This is a genomic window from Alishewanella sp. d11 (genome assembly GCF_049390205.1).
GTDB lineage: Bacteria > Pseudomonadota > Gammaproteobacteria > Enterobacterales > Alteromonadaceae > Alishewanella.
In genome coordinates this window covers 3,039,993-3,054,676 of sequence record NZ_CP186547.1, presented here as the reverse complement: position 1 = coordinate 3,054,676, position 14,684 = coordinate 3,039,993, and the positions used below count along the sequence as shown (strand labels likewise).

At 45.1% G+C, this 14,684-nt stretch carries 14 protein-coding genes and 1 riboswitch; of the genes, 9 read left to right on the top strand and 5 right to left on the bottom strand.

Annotated elements, in window-relative coordinates; genetic code table 11:
• Window positions 1-127: 127 nt before the first annotated feature.
• Window positions 128-213, top strand: a riboswitch (cyclic di-GMP riboswitch).
• Between the two features lie 109 nt (window positions 214-322).
• From ACO1PK_RS13845 to ACO1PK_RS13825, 5 genes are all read left to right on the top strand, one after another.
• Window positions 323-694: a DUF3718 domain-containing protein gene (locus tag ACO1PK_RS13845; protein WP_423186196.1), complete on the top strand. Its 372-nt coding sequence runs from the start codon at window positions 323-325 to the stop codon at window positions 692-694.
• Between the two features lie 250 nt (window positions 695-944).
• Window positions 945-4,121 carry an amidohydrolase family protein gene (locus ACO1PK_RS13840; protein ID WP_423186195.1) on the top strand — a complete coding sequence of 1,059 codons (3,177 nt, stop codon included), beginning with the start codon at window positions 945-947 and terminating at the stop codon, window positions 4,119-4,121.
• A gap of 251 nt (window positions 4,122-4,372) precedes the next feature.
• On the top strand, window positions 4,373-5,848 hold the full coding sequence (locus ACO1PK_RS13835) for a DUF1538 domain-containing protein (RefSeq protein WP_423186194.1): 1,476 nt from the start codon (window positions 4,373-4,375) through the stop codon (window positions 5,846-5,848).
• On the top strand, window positions 5,845-6,192 hold the full coding sequence (locus ACO1PK_RS13830; RefSeq protein ID WP_423186193.1) for a P-II family nitrogen regulator: 348 nt from the start codon (window positions 5,845-5,847) through the stop codon (window positions 6,190-6,192). The genes ACO1PK_RS13835 and ACO1PK_RS13830 overlap by 4 nt, the downstream gene beginning before the upstream one ends.
• Window positions 6,193-6,201: 9 nt before the next feature.
• Window positions 6,202-6,597: a CBS domain-containing protein gene (locus ACO1PK_RS13825; RefSeq protein ID WP_423186192.1), complete on the top strand. Its 396-nt coding sequence runs from the start codon at window positions 6,202-6,204 to the stop codon at window positions 6,595-6,597.
• A gap of 7 nt (window positions 6,598-6,604) precedes the next feature.
• On the opposite strand, the gene ACO1PK_RS13820 is transcribed toward ACO1PK_RS13825, so the two are convergent.
• The 5 genes from ACO1PK_RS13820 to astA all read right to left on the bottom strand — a co-directional run bounded on the left by ACO1PK_RS13820 (window position 6,605) and on the right by astA (window position 11,329).
• Window positions 6,605-8,080: an FG-GAP repeat domain-containing protein gene (locus ACO1PK_RS13820; protein ID WP_423186191.1), complete on the bottom strand. Its 1,476-nt coding sequence runs from the start codon at window positions 8,078-8,080 to the stop codon at window positions 6,605-6,607.
• 250 nt (window positions 8,081-8,330) lie between these two features.
• Complete coding sequence (locus ACO1PK_RS13815) at window positions 8,331-8,684, bottom strand: DUF3718 domain-containing protein (protein ID WP_423186190.1); 354 nt, start codon at window positions 8,682-8,684, stop codon at window positions 8,331-8,333.
• A gap of 78 nt (window positions 8,685-8,762) precedes the next feature.
• Window positions 8,763-9,329, bottom strand: coding sequence for a sugar O-acetyltransferase (locus ACO1PK_RS13810; protein WP_423186189.1), 567 nt, complete (start codon window positions 9,327-9,329; stop codon window positions 8,763-8,765).
• A 118-nt stretch (window positions 9,330-9,447) separates the two neighbouring features.
• A complete protein-coding gene (locus ACO1PK_RS13805; RefSeq protein ID WP_423186188.1) occupies window positions 9,448-10,251 on the bottom strand; it encodes a DUF1338 domain-containing protein in 804 nt (267 codons plus the stop codon).
• A gap of 49 nt (window positions 10,252-10,300) precedes the next feature.
• On the bottom strand, window positions 10,301-11,329 hold the full coding sequence (gene astA, locus ACO1PK_RS13800; protein ID WP_423186187.1) for an arginine N-succinyltransferase: 1,029 nt from the start codon (window positions 11,327-11,329) through the stop codon (window positions 10,301-10,303).
• A gap of 137 nt (window positions 11,330-11,466) precedes the next feature.
• On the opposite strand from astA, the gene ACO1PK_RS13795 reads away from it, so the two are divergent.
• From ACO1PK_RS13795 to cysW, 4 genes are all read left to right on the top strand, one after another.
• Window positions 11,467-11,904 carry an Lrp/AsnC family transcriptional regulator gene (locus ACO1PK_RS13795; protein ID WP_423186186.1) on the top strand — a complete coding sequence of 146 codons (438 nt, stop codon included), beginning with the start codon at window positions 11,467-11,469 and terminating at the stop codon, window positions 11,902-11,904.
• 110 nt (window positions 11,905-12,014) lie between these two features.
• Window positions 12,015-13,016, top strand: coding sequence for a thiosulfate ABC transporter substrate-binding protein CysP (gene cysP / locus ACO1PK_RS13790; RefSeq protein ID WP_423186185.1), 1,002 nt, complete (start codon window positions 12,015-12,017; stop codon window positions 13,014-13,016).
• Window positions 13,017-13,018: 2 nt separating this feature from the next.
• Window positions 13,019-13,855: a sulfate/thiosulfate ABC transporter permease CysT gene (cysT, locus tag ACO1PK_RS13785; RefSeq protein WP_423186184.1), complete on the top strand. Its 837-nt coding sequence runs from the start codon at window positions 13,019-13,021 to the stop codon at window positions 13,853-13,855.
• Complete coding sequence (cysW, locus tag ACO1PK_RS13780) at window positions 13,852-14,667, top strand: sulfate/thiosulfate ABC transporter permease CysW (RefSeq protein ID WP_423186183.1); 816 nt, start codon at window positions 13,852-13,854, stop codon at window positions 14,665-14,667. The genes cysT and cysW overlap by 4 nt, the downstream gene beginning before the upstream one ends.
• Window positions 14,668-14,684: the final 17 nt, after the last annotated feature.

Here is a 14,684-nt window from a genome sequence, read left to right as displayed (position 1 = left end):
ACTTGGTTATAGATTAAAAGTTAAACAACATTAACATCTAAGACATCTTTGTCGCATTGATATAGCCAATTGACGTATATTCCTTCCTGTTTATCTTGCATATAAATTATTCATTACATAAAATGCGCGCATTGAAGGGCAAGTCACTTGAAAGAGTGTACACGCAAAGTTTCGGATCTAACGGGTTATCCCTATGATGGCTGGACTACCAAGCTTAAAAATAGAGTTTAAGTTTGTAATCGGTTGCTGCGTTAAATTTGCCTTTCTAAAATAATCTTACCTATACTTATTTTTGATCGTAGAAGTTAACTTGGAGCCGACAATGAAATTCAAAGTAATCACCCTTGCCGCTGTTCTTGCATCGACTGCTTTTATTAGCACTCCTGTTGCCGCAAACGATCAACTAGCGCAATCTATTTGCTCTTATGTTGCAGCAGACAGTAGAAATAACCTCCGTAAAACCTTATCTGATAACCGCTTACGCTTAAGTAATATTTACAGCGGCGTCCTTTGTGATGGGTTACCGTTAATTCGTTTTGCCATCAAGAGCGGCGCTAACGATACCGCTGACTTTATTATCAAGCAATTGCCAAGCAGCGTAGTTGCTGCTTCTGGCGATGTGGATTGGGCGAAAAGTAATGGCTTTGCCGACTCACCGGTTATCGAGTCGTTACTTGCTCGTGCAGGTGGTTAAGTTTAAAAAACCTCTTATTCCCGCAAAAATAGCATCCTGAGGATGCTATTTTTTTATGTAGTCTTACCTTTCCTTGCTGCGGTTTCAACGCATCTTACGCTTTAAGACTTAACTTTAGCCGCTATTTATGCCAGTCTGGCATAGAGTAATATGCATGGCTTCGCGCCTAACGCTTCGGCAATGCATACTCAGCCGCCGAAACAAACAGGCACGCAAACTTATTTGAAAAACAGCATAATAAGGTCATACCATGCGCTTTTTAAAACCAAGCTTACTTTTTCTGGCACTGAGCAGCTGCGTGCTCTTTGCAGCCGAACAGCCTTCCAGTTGGCAAGTGAATGCTCCCTTGGGCGAATTTACTACTGTAGATATTCAGGTGCAGCAAGGCACTTGGATGAACGTTAATGTTAGCCCAGACGGTAAAACCGTGATTTTTGACCTGCTCGGCGATATTTATAGCATGCCGATCAGCGGTGGGACTGCCACCGCCCTGACCAATGATATCGCTTGGAATATGCAGCCGGTGTTTAGCCCTGATGGCAAGTCGATTGCGTTTACCTCAGACAGAGACGGCGGCGATAACATCTGGATCATGGATGCCGATGGTAAAAACCCCAGAGCGGTTACCAAAGAAACCTTTCGACTGCTCAATAGCCCAGCATGGAGCCCAGATGGTCAGTATCTGGTTGCACGCAAACATTTTACCGCAAGTCGCTCTTTAGGAGCCGGTGAAGTCTGGCAATATCACGTCAGCGGTGGCTCAGGCTTGATGCTTACTGAACGGCCCAATGATCAAAAAGACTTAGGTGAACCCGCATTCTCACCAGATGGCAAATATATTTATTTCTCACAAGACGACACGCCTGGCAAAACCTTCCATTACAGTAAAGACTCGGAAGCAGGCATTTACACCATTAAACGTTTTGAGCGCGCAACCGGGGATATCGAAGTGCTGTTAGCAGGTGCCGGTGGTGCTATTAGACCAACCCCTTCACCAGATGGTAGATATTTAGCTTATATTCGTCGTGTAGATTTTCAAAGCACCTTATTTTTGTACGACCTTACCAGCGGCGAGCATATTCCGCTGTATGCTGGTTTAGATCGCGATATGCAAGAGACTTGGGCCATCCATGGTGTCTACCCTACCCTTAGCTGGACGCCAGATAACAAAAGTCTGGTATTTTGGGCAGGTGGCGAAATTAAACGTTTAACGATTGCTGACAAAGCAATTGCAACCATCCCTTTTAGGGTCTCGACCCAGAAACAAGTTCAGACGGCACTGCGCGTCAAGCAGGATTTAGATCAGGATGCATTCTCCGTTAAAATGCTGCGCTTTGTGCAGGTGTCACCTGATGGCAAGCAAGCTGTTTTTACCGCATTAGGTCATCTGTATATTACGGATTTACAGGATCCCAAACCGCGACGGCTTACCCGCCAGACCACTGATTTTGAGTTTTACCCACAGTTTTCCCGTGATGGCCGTGAATTGGTCTATGTAAGTTGGAACGACCAAACGCAAGGCGCGGTCAATATCCTCAATTTACGCAATAACCGTATCACCAAACTCACCCCAGAACCTGGCAAATATATTGAACCAACCTTTAGCCCAGATGGTAAAACCGTGGTTTACCGTAAAATTGGCGCGGGTAGCTTATTACCTAAACAATGGTCAATGCGAACTGGATTATATAAAATTAGCACTCGGCAAGGCGTACCAGAATTAATTGCTCGTAACGGTCGTGCCCCGATGTTCGGCGCGAGCAATGACAAAGTGTACGCCATGGACTTTGGCAGTTCACCAAGGCTCATTAGTATTGATTTGACCAAACATACACAGCAAGTACTTTATACTGCTAAGTTTGGTACCGAATTTAAACTGTCGCCTGATGGCCAATATCTGGCTTTTGCTGATCGTTTTAAAATCTTTGTTACCCCCTTTATTGAGCGCGGTCGCCCTATCGATATTGGTGCGAATGATAAACAAATGCCAATAAAACAACTCTCGGTTCGGGCTGGTGAATACATCAGCTGGAATGCAGAAAGTACAAAATTGTATTGGAGCCTTGGCCCCGAACTTTATCAAGCCGACACAAAAACGCTATTTACTACGCCAGCAAACGCTAAAACCGAGACTAAGGTGGAAACCGTTTCGCTAGGTTTTAATACTGCCGTTGATTCTCCCAAAGGCCTTGTCGCCTTTGTAGGCGGTCAGGTTATTACTATGAAAGGTGATGAAGTACTGCAAGATGCAGTGGTACTAATTGAAGATAATAAAATCAAAGCCGTTGGCGATCGCGCCTCTGTTACTGTGCCAGCAAATGCCAAGGTGTTTGACATCAGCGGTAAAACACTGATGCCAGGCTTATTTGATGCACACGCCCATGGTAGCCAAGGTGTACAACAAATTACACCGCAACAAAATTGGCAAAATTATGCAGGGTTGACCTTTGGCGTGACCAGCATTCACGATCCTTCTAATGATACTCGGGAAATTTTTAGTGCCAGTGAGCTGCAACGTAGTGGACAAATTGTCGGTCCACGTATTTTTTCTACTGGCGCCATTCTTTATGGTGCAGAGGCGGCTGGCTATACTTCACATATCGATAGCTTAGAAGATGCCAAGTTTCACTTAACACGTTTACAAAAAGTCGGGGCTTTTAGTGTCAAAAGCTATAATCAACCAAGGCGCAATCAGCGCCAGCAAGTGATTCAAGCTGCGCGCGAACTGAACATGCTAGTGGTGCCAGAAGGTGGCTCGTTACTGCAGCACAACTTAACCATGATTGTCGATGGTCACACCACCATCGAGCATGCTTTACCTGTAGCAACAGTTTACGACGACATTAAACAATTGTGGCAAGCCAGTGCTACCGCCTACACCCCGACCTTAAACGTGGCCTTTGGTGGGATCTGGGGAGAAAACTATTGGTATGACAAAACCGACGTGTGGAAACACCCGCGGTTAAGCCAATATGTACCTATGGATCAGCTAGCGCCAAGAAGTATGCGTCGTCCAAAAGCCCCAGAACATCATTACAATCACTTTAATGTGGTCCGCACGGCAAATGCGTTAAAAGAATATGGTGTCATTGCCAATATTGGTGCCCATGGCCAACGCGAAGGTTTAGGCGCGCATTGGGAGATCTGGATGTTTGCCCAAGGCGGTATGACACCGTTAGAAGCACTGCGTACCGCAACCCTTAACCCAGCCATAACCTTTGGTATGGATCATCAACTGGGTAGCATCGAAGCAGGTAAACTGGCGGATCTGATCGTCATTGACGGCAATCCATTGGAAAATATTCAAGTATCAGATCAGGTGATTTACACCATGGTCAACGGCCGTTTATTTGATGCTGCCAGTATGCATGAAATTGGCTTACGGGAGCGTAAGCGTTTGCCGTTTTACTTTGAAGCTCAAAAATAGCCTATTGGCTTGCGCTAGGCGTTCATCCTAGTGCAAGCTCTAGTTTACCAGATCTACGCGCAATGCCTTGCCCCTTTAGGGCAAAGATGTATAGCGATTGCTGCAATGCAGATAGCCTTTATTGCCGCCGTATTAGCTGAAAATGCCTGACCTAAATCAAATAAAGCGCTTAATTAATTATTAAAAATATCCAATTTTGCTTTAAACTGGATTTACACTTTTCGTAGATGTTGAATTTAAAAGGACACTCGGTGCTGCAGCCATTTTTTCACCAGCTATTACATGCCCTAAAAAACCTGCTGCCTATTGTGCTGGTTGTGTTGTTCTTTCAGCTCATCATTTTTCAAACTGTTCCTGCCGATCCGCTGAATATCGCGCTTGGATTGTTTATTGTTGCTATTGGTATTGCCTTATTTTTATTGGGCTTAGAATTAAGTATCTTTCCCGTTGGTAAAAACTTAGCTAACCAATTTGCCCGTCGCGGCTCCTTGCCACTACTGATGTTCTTTGGCTTTGCCATCGGTTTTGCCGCAGTGATAGCCGAACCGGCGCTGATTGCCGTGGCAGAGCAAGCGCAAAACATCAGTGAAGGGCGAGTGGATGGGTTAACGCTGCGTTTAATAGTGGCAACATCTGTCGGCTTTGTCATGGCACTTGGCGTGGTCAGGATTATCTTAGGTTGGCCAATTCAATGGCTGATGATCAGCGGCTATATTATAGTGTTGATTGTTACCTTTTTTGCACCTCCTGAAATCGTGGGTTTAGCTTACGATTCAGGTGGTGTAACGACTAATATTGTTACCGTTCCCTTAATTGCCGCCTTAGGCTTGGGACTAGCTAGCTCGATTAAAGGGCGTAACCCACTTACCGACGGTTTTGGCTTAGTCGCCTTGGCCGTGATGGTTCCCATGATCAGTGTGCAGCTCTACGGCATTTGGGTATATCAATTTAGTACTGCGGCCGTAATCGTTGCCAACGAGGTCTCGAACGATTCCTTACACTGGTTTGTAAAAGCCCTGCTGGATCTCGCGACAATGGTCAAAGATATCCTACCGATGATTTTGGTGGTATTAGTATTTCAATACCTTATTTTACGGCGGCCATTAGCTAACCCATTTAAGGTCACGCTTGGCTTTGTAATGGTGCTTTTTGGACTTTATGCTTTTGTATTGGGTTTAAAAATGGGGCTATTCCCAGTTGGCGCCTTAATGGCGGAACAACTGATTGCCCAAGGCATGAATAGCCTGATTTTATTATTTGCCTTTATGATTGGTTTTGCCACCACCATGGCAGAGCCTGCATTGATTGCCATTGGTAATCAAGCAGAAGAAGCCGCTAAAGGTAAATTAAAAGGCTCAGTTATACGACTTATTGTCGCGCTGGGTGTGGCTATTGGGATTACCGTTGGCGTCTATCGAATTATTACTGGTGACTCTATCCATTACTATATTATGGCGGGTTATGCCATAGTCGTCTTACTAACCGCCTTTGCGCCAAAATATATTATTGCCCTCGCCTTTGATCTGGGTGGGGTTACCACCTCGGAAGTCACAGTCCCCTTAGTCACCGCCCTAGGCATTGGCTTAGCCTCGGCCATCGAAGGACGTAATGTGTTAATTGACGGCTTTGGATTGATAGCCTTTGCCTCTATTTTTCCTATTATCACAGTTATGCTTTACGCCATAGCTGTAGAACACTTAAGCAAATTCAGGAGTGCTGAAGCGTGAAATTTTCTGCCATTGTAGTGATAGCACCAGAAGAACTGGAACAACAAGCTATTGATGATGCCAAAGCTGCCGGTGCCACAGGCATCACCATTTTATCGGGCCGTGGGATCGGTGGTGAAGTGAAAAAAACTTTTTTCGGTATGACCTTTGAAGGCAGTCAGTCAGTGTTATTAATGGTTGTTGCTAAACATTTGTCGATGCCTATTTTAAAAAAGATGCAACATATTCTAGTACAAGAAGGCAAGTCGCGTGGTATCGCCTTTACCGTTCCAATCGATCATCTCACCGGATTAGATATGGGACAAGTTATGAAGTTTGAACAACATCTACGTGAACAAGATTAGGAGCTCAGCATGTCTTTAAAACTTGTGCAGGATTTAATGGTAACCGCGGTTATCACCATCTCGCCTTTTAGCACCTTACGCGAAGCATTAAGCTTAATGAAGAAGCATAATATTAAATCACTGGTTGTCGATCGACAAAACGAGCATGATGCGTACGGGTTAATTACCTATACCAATATTTTAAAAACCATCATCGCCGAAGAAGGTGATATCGATCTAATCAATGTTTATGATGTTTGTGTAAAACCTGCGATTACCGTCAGCCCGAAATTAGCGGTTAAACATGCAGCAGCTATGATGAGTCAACACCGGCTGAAACGCCTGCTGGTTACCAGTGATAACCAGCTGGTTGGCTTATTAGCGATGGACGATTTAGTCTCAGATATTTTAAGCCTGATTGAATAACGCCCACTTAACGGCTATACAACAAGATCAGTTGATTGCGTTGCCCTTCAGTATCTAAACTATCAAAGGGCAACACCAAATCTTCTTTACCATCTGTATTTAGATCAAACACTTTTACCCGGCTGGCATCACGCGGCAAGGATAAAGTGACACGCTCACTGGTTCGGTTAAATAACTTCGTACTCTCCGGACCATAAAAGCGTAATTCTTTGCCAGACTCGCCTAATACCAGTGACTTTTTACCTGTTCCCTGCAAGTCAATCAGCTCAAATAACGGCATATCAAAGCGTAAATTACTAATACTGACGTCAATCTTTGCTTGCTGTCGAAAATCTGGTTTAGCCGCATAGCGCCGCTGCGCTGACAGCAAATAAAAATCGACATCTAAGTTAGCACTGCCACGTAATAGCACACGCACTATTGTCGATACACCGATTTTTGTGGTAGGAATATAAAAATCTTGCCGACCATCACCGTTAAAATCCGCAATAACCACTTCAGTCGGTACCGAATCCAACACAATTTGCGTCTCAGGTGTACTTGAAAACGTCAAGCCAGTTGCGGCTTGTTGACCAAAGTAAATATCAAAGCGACTACTGCGCTCCAAGGCATCGGCAATAAGTTCGACATTCACAACAATATCCACCAAGCCATCGCCATCCAAATCGGTGATCGCCTCAACACTGCGAATTTGTTGACCACTGTAGTTACGTCCTGCGTCAGAACGTTGATCAGCCTCTTGCTCAGTAGATAACGCTACAGGCCAGTCAGGATAAACCGGGGTGGTGCTAAAACTGCCATCTTCAGCTTGTAAAAATACTGCAAAGCCGCCTTGCTGTAAAAAAACCAAGTCCACTAAGCCATCCTGATTGACATCTAATACATAATGCCGTCGACCTGAGTAATCGGCGCGGTTATTATTCCATGTTTGAATGCGTGCCGGTACCGGCAAGGGATAATGCTGAAATTGACCATCAGCCTGCTGCCGATAAAGATGTACATGCTCAAAATCAGGAATTAAAAAATCGGTTAAACCACTACCAAGATTAACCCCTAAATTGCGCTGGCGTAAGCGCACACCATCGACCACTCGAAACAGGGATGGGGTTGCCACTAACAGCCGCAGACTGGCATCCTCCCCGGCTTGCAGATTAGCGTAATGATAGATCCCATCCGTGCCAAGTAAAATCAATTGCGGCGCGGTAAAGTTAGCCAAGGTAGCTTGATCAAAAAATTGGCTGGTTGTCGGAATAGGCAAAGCACGCGACGTAAAATCCGTTAAATTTACCGTTGTTAACCAACGATCGAACTGACTAAAACCAGACACCACTAATTGCTGCTGCTCTGCTAACACCATTAAACTGCCATTCGCTGGATGAGACAAAGGCACCTGGACTTTATCCATCTCAAAGGCGGCCAATTTAGCGCTTAGTAACAAGCTGCTCCCAAGCAAAAACAACGGTAATAACACTGGGTGACGCATTGCGACTCCTTTCATCTCGAAGCTTGTCAAAAGGTTAACCTAAAGAGGTAAACGTAAAATAGCAACAAATAGATCTAAGAAAAAGCACATAGCGGTATGCAGAATTGTAACAAGTAATGACACAATATCAGCTGGAGCAGGAGCAACTAACAGCAACGCAAAAAACACGCTCAGTGTAAATTGGAGTGAAAAGCGAGCCTGGTATTAACCAAGCTCGACGCGGATCATTTAAATGGGAAGCTTTAAGGTATTATTCGCCTAGACGCGTTTTAATAATATTAACTAATGGATTATCGCCAAAACCGTTTTCAGCAGCCCAGCCTTCATAGTTCGCATCAGCTAACGCTTTAGCGGGCATTTGCTTGACAATAAAGGTACCGGTATCCAGTGCATCGTTGCGGATAGCAAATTGCAATAAACTTTCATTGTTACAACGGATATTCGAGTAAATGTTTCGCATATTTAATTTATTATCCGATAACACCTTACGCACCTGATTACGGTTATCTTCCGCCACAAAAGAACATAACGCCACAGCGATATTTTCTTGAGCCATGGCAGAGGAACTCATGACTAAGCCTGCAATTATTAAAAGTTTTTTCATATATAACCCTATTGTTGGTATTCACATTTTTAGTATAGCCAGAGTAAACAAGTTTGCATTACCCCAGCAGAAATTTATTTAAGCATTTTCTGTATTTAGCGATTTAAGCCATCTAGCTGGGTTACCCGCATAAAGTCCATCTGCTGCAAGATCATGATTCACCACAGCACCAGCGGCAACCACCACTCTATCGCCAATCGTTACACCTGGGCAAACAATCACACCACCACCCAGCCACACATCATTACCAATAGTAATCGCAGCCGCCTGCTCTATACCGCTGCGGCGCGCCTCTGCCTGCAGCGGATGATTGACCGTGTAAAGTTGCACTGCGGGGCCAAAAAACACATTATTGCCAATTCGGATTGGCGCAACATCAAGCAATACACAATTAAAATTAAAAAATACGTTATCACCCACCCTAATGTGTTTACCATAATCACAAAAGAACGGCGGTTCGATAAACAGATTTTGCCCAACCTGCCCCAACAACTCAGCAAGTAATAAACGCCGCTGTTTCACATGACTGGCGCCCGTTGCATTGTATTTATTACAACGCTCGCGACTTTGCAGCCGCAATTGCCGAAGCTCAGCATCCAAAGGATTATACCACTGTCCTGAGAGCATTTTTTCGTATTCAGTCATAGGGTTATCGCTTAGTACTTACTTGCAGTACAGTCTAACATGCGGCCGTTATAGGCACTAGATACAAAAAAGCCCTGTGATTGACACCACAGGGCAAAGGTTGGGAAAACCTAAATCATTAACGCGCGTTGGTACTTTCGAAGATTTTATCGGCAGACGCCGCGACAAACCCTGTGTACAACTCACCATTTGGTAAGGTATAGCGACGAGCAAACTCGTAGAAGCAACTTGGAATTTTCGCTTCGCCATCAGAAAAGGCCACAGGCACAATATCCGCCAAGGTAGAAGATTGCTCTAAAAATACCTCTGGCGTGCCTTTTATTTCACCACCTGAAGTATTCAATAAGAAACCGGCGGTTTTCAACGTGTCGTTCACTTGCTCTAGCGATGCAAAATTCTGTAAATGATTGACACTGACTGTAAAGTGGTTAGCACGGTAACCCCAAGCCGCAACCCAAGCAGCATATTCGCTTTCAGCTAACAGCCGCTCATAGGTTGCACGATCAACTTGCCAGTGCGTGCCTGAATATAAGAAGTTATCGGCAGTAACTGCACTCTCAGGGATCTGCGCCACCAAAGCTTCAATGGTCGATTTTAATTCAGCTGAACATTTATCCAACAATAACTCTGAAATAAAGACTTTCGGTAAGGTTGTATCGGCATGTTCAAAATGCTTGGCATAAAGCTTTTTCGCTTCGAAGTGGTATTCACCACATTCTTTGTAACCCAAGGCCAGAAAGTGTGCGGCTAACTTCTCTAAAGAGACTTTAGGCAAGTTAAATGTCCGCAGCGCAATGTGATCATTAATTACATCATCTTGCTGTGAAGTACCTAATAAGGCGTGTACCTTTTTAGCCGAAGGTGTAACAGATAAATAGTTTTGCCATAAATTTTCAAATAACACTTTAACATCAGTATGCATGTTTAATCCCCTGTGAATACCGTACTTATTGTAATGACACGTCGCAACGTTAATTCTGATCCAGATTAATAAAGCGCGCTAAATCCCCGGTTTGTAATTGCAACGCCGCCGCAAACTCTGGGCTTAAGCATAATTCACCCGAAGCCTCATCAAAGCGGGCTTGTTTGCCAAAACTGGCCCTAAAGGCTTTTACCGCGGTATTCGCCACAGCCAAGGTATGATCACCTTGTACTGAGGTAACCTTGACCGGTACTTTGCGACTGGACGCGACAGAGCGAATATCGTTTAAATTCGCTTCCACTGTCGGCCCTGCATCGAATAAATCAATATAACCACGATGTTTAAAGCCTTCTCTTTCTAGCATTTTTAAGGCTGGTTTAGTATTTTCATGCACCTGACCAATGACCTGCTGTGCAGCAGCTGGCAGCAAACCAACATAAATCGGGTGGCGTGGCATTAACTCGGCAATAAAGGATTTCTTGCCCACCCCAATCAGCTTATCGGCTTCAGGAAACTCGATACTTAAAAACAATTGCTGCAACCAGCCCCAAAACGGTGGCTCACCGCGCTCATCAGTGGCGCCACGCATTTCTGCAATCACTTTCTCGGCAAAGCGCTTAGGATGCTCCGCCATAAATAAAAAACGGACTTTAGATAAAAAACGCCCAGCATGATTACGTCGATAACTCTCCCGCAAAAACAGGGTACAAATTTCAGAGGTGCCGGTGTAATCATTACACAAAGTTAAGGTGCGTAACTGATTCATCACATTCAATTCTGCACTATGATGGATCACTATATTTTGCTGAAAATGATACAAAGGGTTGTGCAACCCTACCGCTGCTTCAATACCAGTGGTGCCGACAATTTCACCTGTTAGCGTATCTTCCAACACAAATAAATAGCCCTGATCGCCAGGGGTATTTACCTCAGCCGCAAAGCTCGCTTCGGCGTGATGGATTTTTTCCCACAGCCGCTCATCGTGCACCGGTAACGAGGTAAAGCCATGGCCGGATTCGATGGCAATCTGTTTTAAGGCAGCAAAATCAGCCGATGTAATAGGCCGGATCAGTAACATAAAATGGCGCCTCGTCTAAGCAAATCAAAAATAACGCTGAATAATTAGCATTATATTGGTCACCACAGTCAAATTGCAGTATCATTTTGTACAATTTAGTTAGTTAAAAACTCAAACTGATAAGGCCATTTAGCAAAATGCTTAATAAGGAAGACGAAAAGCTGTTAGCCCTGTTACAACGAGATGGCCGCGCCAGTATCTCTGATCTCGCCAGGGCCCTATCCTTATCGCGCGCCACCGTACAAAGCCGCCTGCAAAAGCTGCAAGATAATGGCGTGATTAAAGGTTTTACCTTAGAGCTGGGCGAAAGCTATCTTGCAAATCTGGTTGCTGCCCATGTCAGTATAAAAGTTAAACAAAAGCTAACAGCAAAAACCAATAGTGAGCTTAGGCAAATGCCACAAATCTCAGCGCTTTATGCGATCAGCGGCGAATACGACTTAATCGCCATAGTGCAAGCACAAAGCACCGAGCAACTCAGTCATTTATTAGATGACATTGGCAATTTAGACGGGGTTGAACGCACTACTTCTTCCGTTATTCTCGAAACCAAGTTTAAACGTCATTCAAGCTAACCCTTATAGCATCCGTGTATGCTATATAACTAAATAGCCTTATAAAACCACTTGTAGTAACTCTTGCGCATATTAAACTGCAGACATTACTTTTTTGTTGGAGTTAATTTATGCGCAAACTTATCCTTGCTACCGTTTTACTGAGCAGCAGCTTAGTCAGCACGCCGCTTATTGCTAAAGAACTGCTGAATAGCAGTTATGATATCGCCCGTGAACTGTTCGCCGAAATCAACCCGCTGTTTGTTGCGCACTGGCAACAACAAACCGGTGAAACCCTGACCATTAATCAATCGCATGGTGGTTCATCACGCCAAGCGCAAGCCATTATTCAAGGCTTACGGGCAGATGTGGTGACCTTTAACCAAAGTACTGATATTGATATTTTGCATCAACGTGGCAAGTTATTACCTGAAAATTGGCGCGAACGCTTAGCCAATAACAGCTCGCCTTACTATTCGACCATGGCGTTTTTGGTGCGCAAAGGTAACCCGAAAAATATTCAAGACTGGAGCGACTTAACCAATGACGGCGTCACATTGGTGTTTCCTAATCCGAAAACCTCAGGTAATGCCCGTTATACTTATTTAGGTGCTTATGGTGCGGCCAAGCAGCGTTTGCAAGACGAAGCCGCTGCACGCAGTTGGATGGTAGAGTTCTTAAAACGCGTTGTAGTATTTGATACGGGTGGTCGGGGTGCAACAACGTCTTTTATCGATAGAGAACTGGGCGATGTGTTAATTACCTTCGAATCAGAGGTAAACAATATCATCAAGCAATATCCTGATTTACAACTAGAGCGTGTGGTACCAAAAAACAATATCTTAGCCGAATTCCCTGTAGCTTGGATTGATCGCAATATCGCTCGCAATGGCACGGAGAAAGAAGCGAAAGCCTATCTAGAGTTTTTATACACCGAGCAAGCACAACGCGTATTGGCCAGCTATTTTTATCGCGTACACAACGAAACCGTGGTCAATGAAACTGCAGCGCAATTTCCGGCAACCACCCTGTTTACCGTAGAAGAAACCTTTGGTAGCTGGGAGCAAGTGAATACTGTGCATTTTGGCAATAATGCTGAATTAGATAAACTTCTGGCGGAAGGTCGGCGTTAATTATGGCACAGCAGCGCAGTAAAAGGGTCTTGCCCGGTTTTACGGTAAGTTTAGGCAGCAGCTTGTTCTTTGTTGGCTTGGTGATCTTACTGCCCTTAACGGGGCTAGTAATGGAAACCGCTAAGCTTACTTTGCCTGAATACTGGGCCATTATTAGCGATCCACGAGTTGTGGCATCTTATAAAGTGACGGTCTCTGCTGCGCTGGTTGCCAGTGTGTTTAATTTATTTTTTGGTCTATTAATGGCCTGGATTTTAACGCGCTACCGTTTTCCGGGCCGATTATTGCTCGATGGCTTAATGGATCTGCCATTCGCCTTACCCACCGCCGTGGCCGGTTTAACGCTGGCGGCGCTGTTTTCCACCCAAGGCTGGTTTGGTCAGTATTTGGCGCTATGGGATATCAAGGTTTCTTACACCTGGTTGGGGATTGTAGTGGCCATGACCTTCACCAGTGTGCCCTTTGTGGTACGCACGGTGCAGCCGGTATTAGAAGAATTCGGCCCCGAATACGAAGAAGCTTCCGCCACTTTGGGCGCCAGCCCAATACAGACGTTTTATCGGGTGATTCTACCGGAGATCAAACCGGCGCTCTTCACAGGCACAGCACTGTCTTTTACCCGTAGTTTAGGTGAATTTGGTGCGGTGATTTTTATTGCCGGCAATTTACCTTGGCAAACTGAAGTCACCTCCTTAATGATCTTTGTGCGGTTACAAGAGTTTGACTATGCCGCTGCCGCAGCCATTGCTAGCGTGGTACTGTTAGCGTCACTCGTCTTACTGTTTTTAATTAATGGCTTGCAGCAGCGTTATCAACATATCACGGGAGCGTTAAAATGAGTGCAGCCGCGTCTCGTTCTGTGCGCTGGTTATTAATTGGTACTGGCGTCACCCTCAGTGTACTGCTGCTATTAACGCCGCTGCTGTTGATTTTTATTGCTGCCTTTTCGGCCGGCATTGGCGGGGTGATCCAAAACCTCAGCGATGCCGATATGCTGCATGCGATTGGCCTGACCTTATTGGTGGCGGGGTTAACCGTGCCGATTAACTTGGTGTTTGGTACCTTAATTGCCTGGTGTGTCACCCGCTTTACCTTTCCTGGTCGGCGCTTGCTGCTAACATTAATTGATATTCCCTTTGCGGTGTCCCCCGTGGTGGCTGGTTTACTGTATTTATTGCTGTATGGCAGTAATGGCCCCTTTGCGCAGTGGCTGGATGCCGCCGATGTACAATTGATGTTTGCTTGGCCAGGCTTAGTGCTGGTCACGGTGTTTGTATCTTGCCCTTTTGTAGTAAAAGAGCTGGTGCCCTTGATGTCGACACTGGGTACAGAGCAAGAAGAAGCTGCCGTCTTATTAGGGGCCAGTGGCTGGCAAGTGTTTTGGCAAATTACCTTACCCAATATCCGCTGGGCCTTACTCTATGGTGTTATTTTGACCAATGCCCGCGCGGTTGGCGAGTTTGGTGCAGTGTCTGTTGTCTCGGGTACCATTCGAGGCCAAACCAACACCCTGCCTTTACATATCGAATTATTGCAGCAAGATTATAATGCCACAGGGGCTTTTATTGCCGCCGCTCTGCTGACCTTGATGGCGATTGCCACGCTCGTGGTGAAAGCCTTTTTACAATGGAAACTCAATAAAGCGGACTAACGCTGCCCACGCTTAAG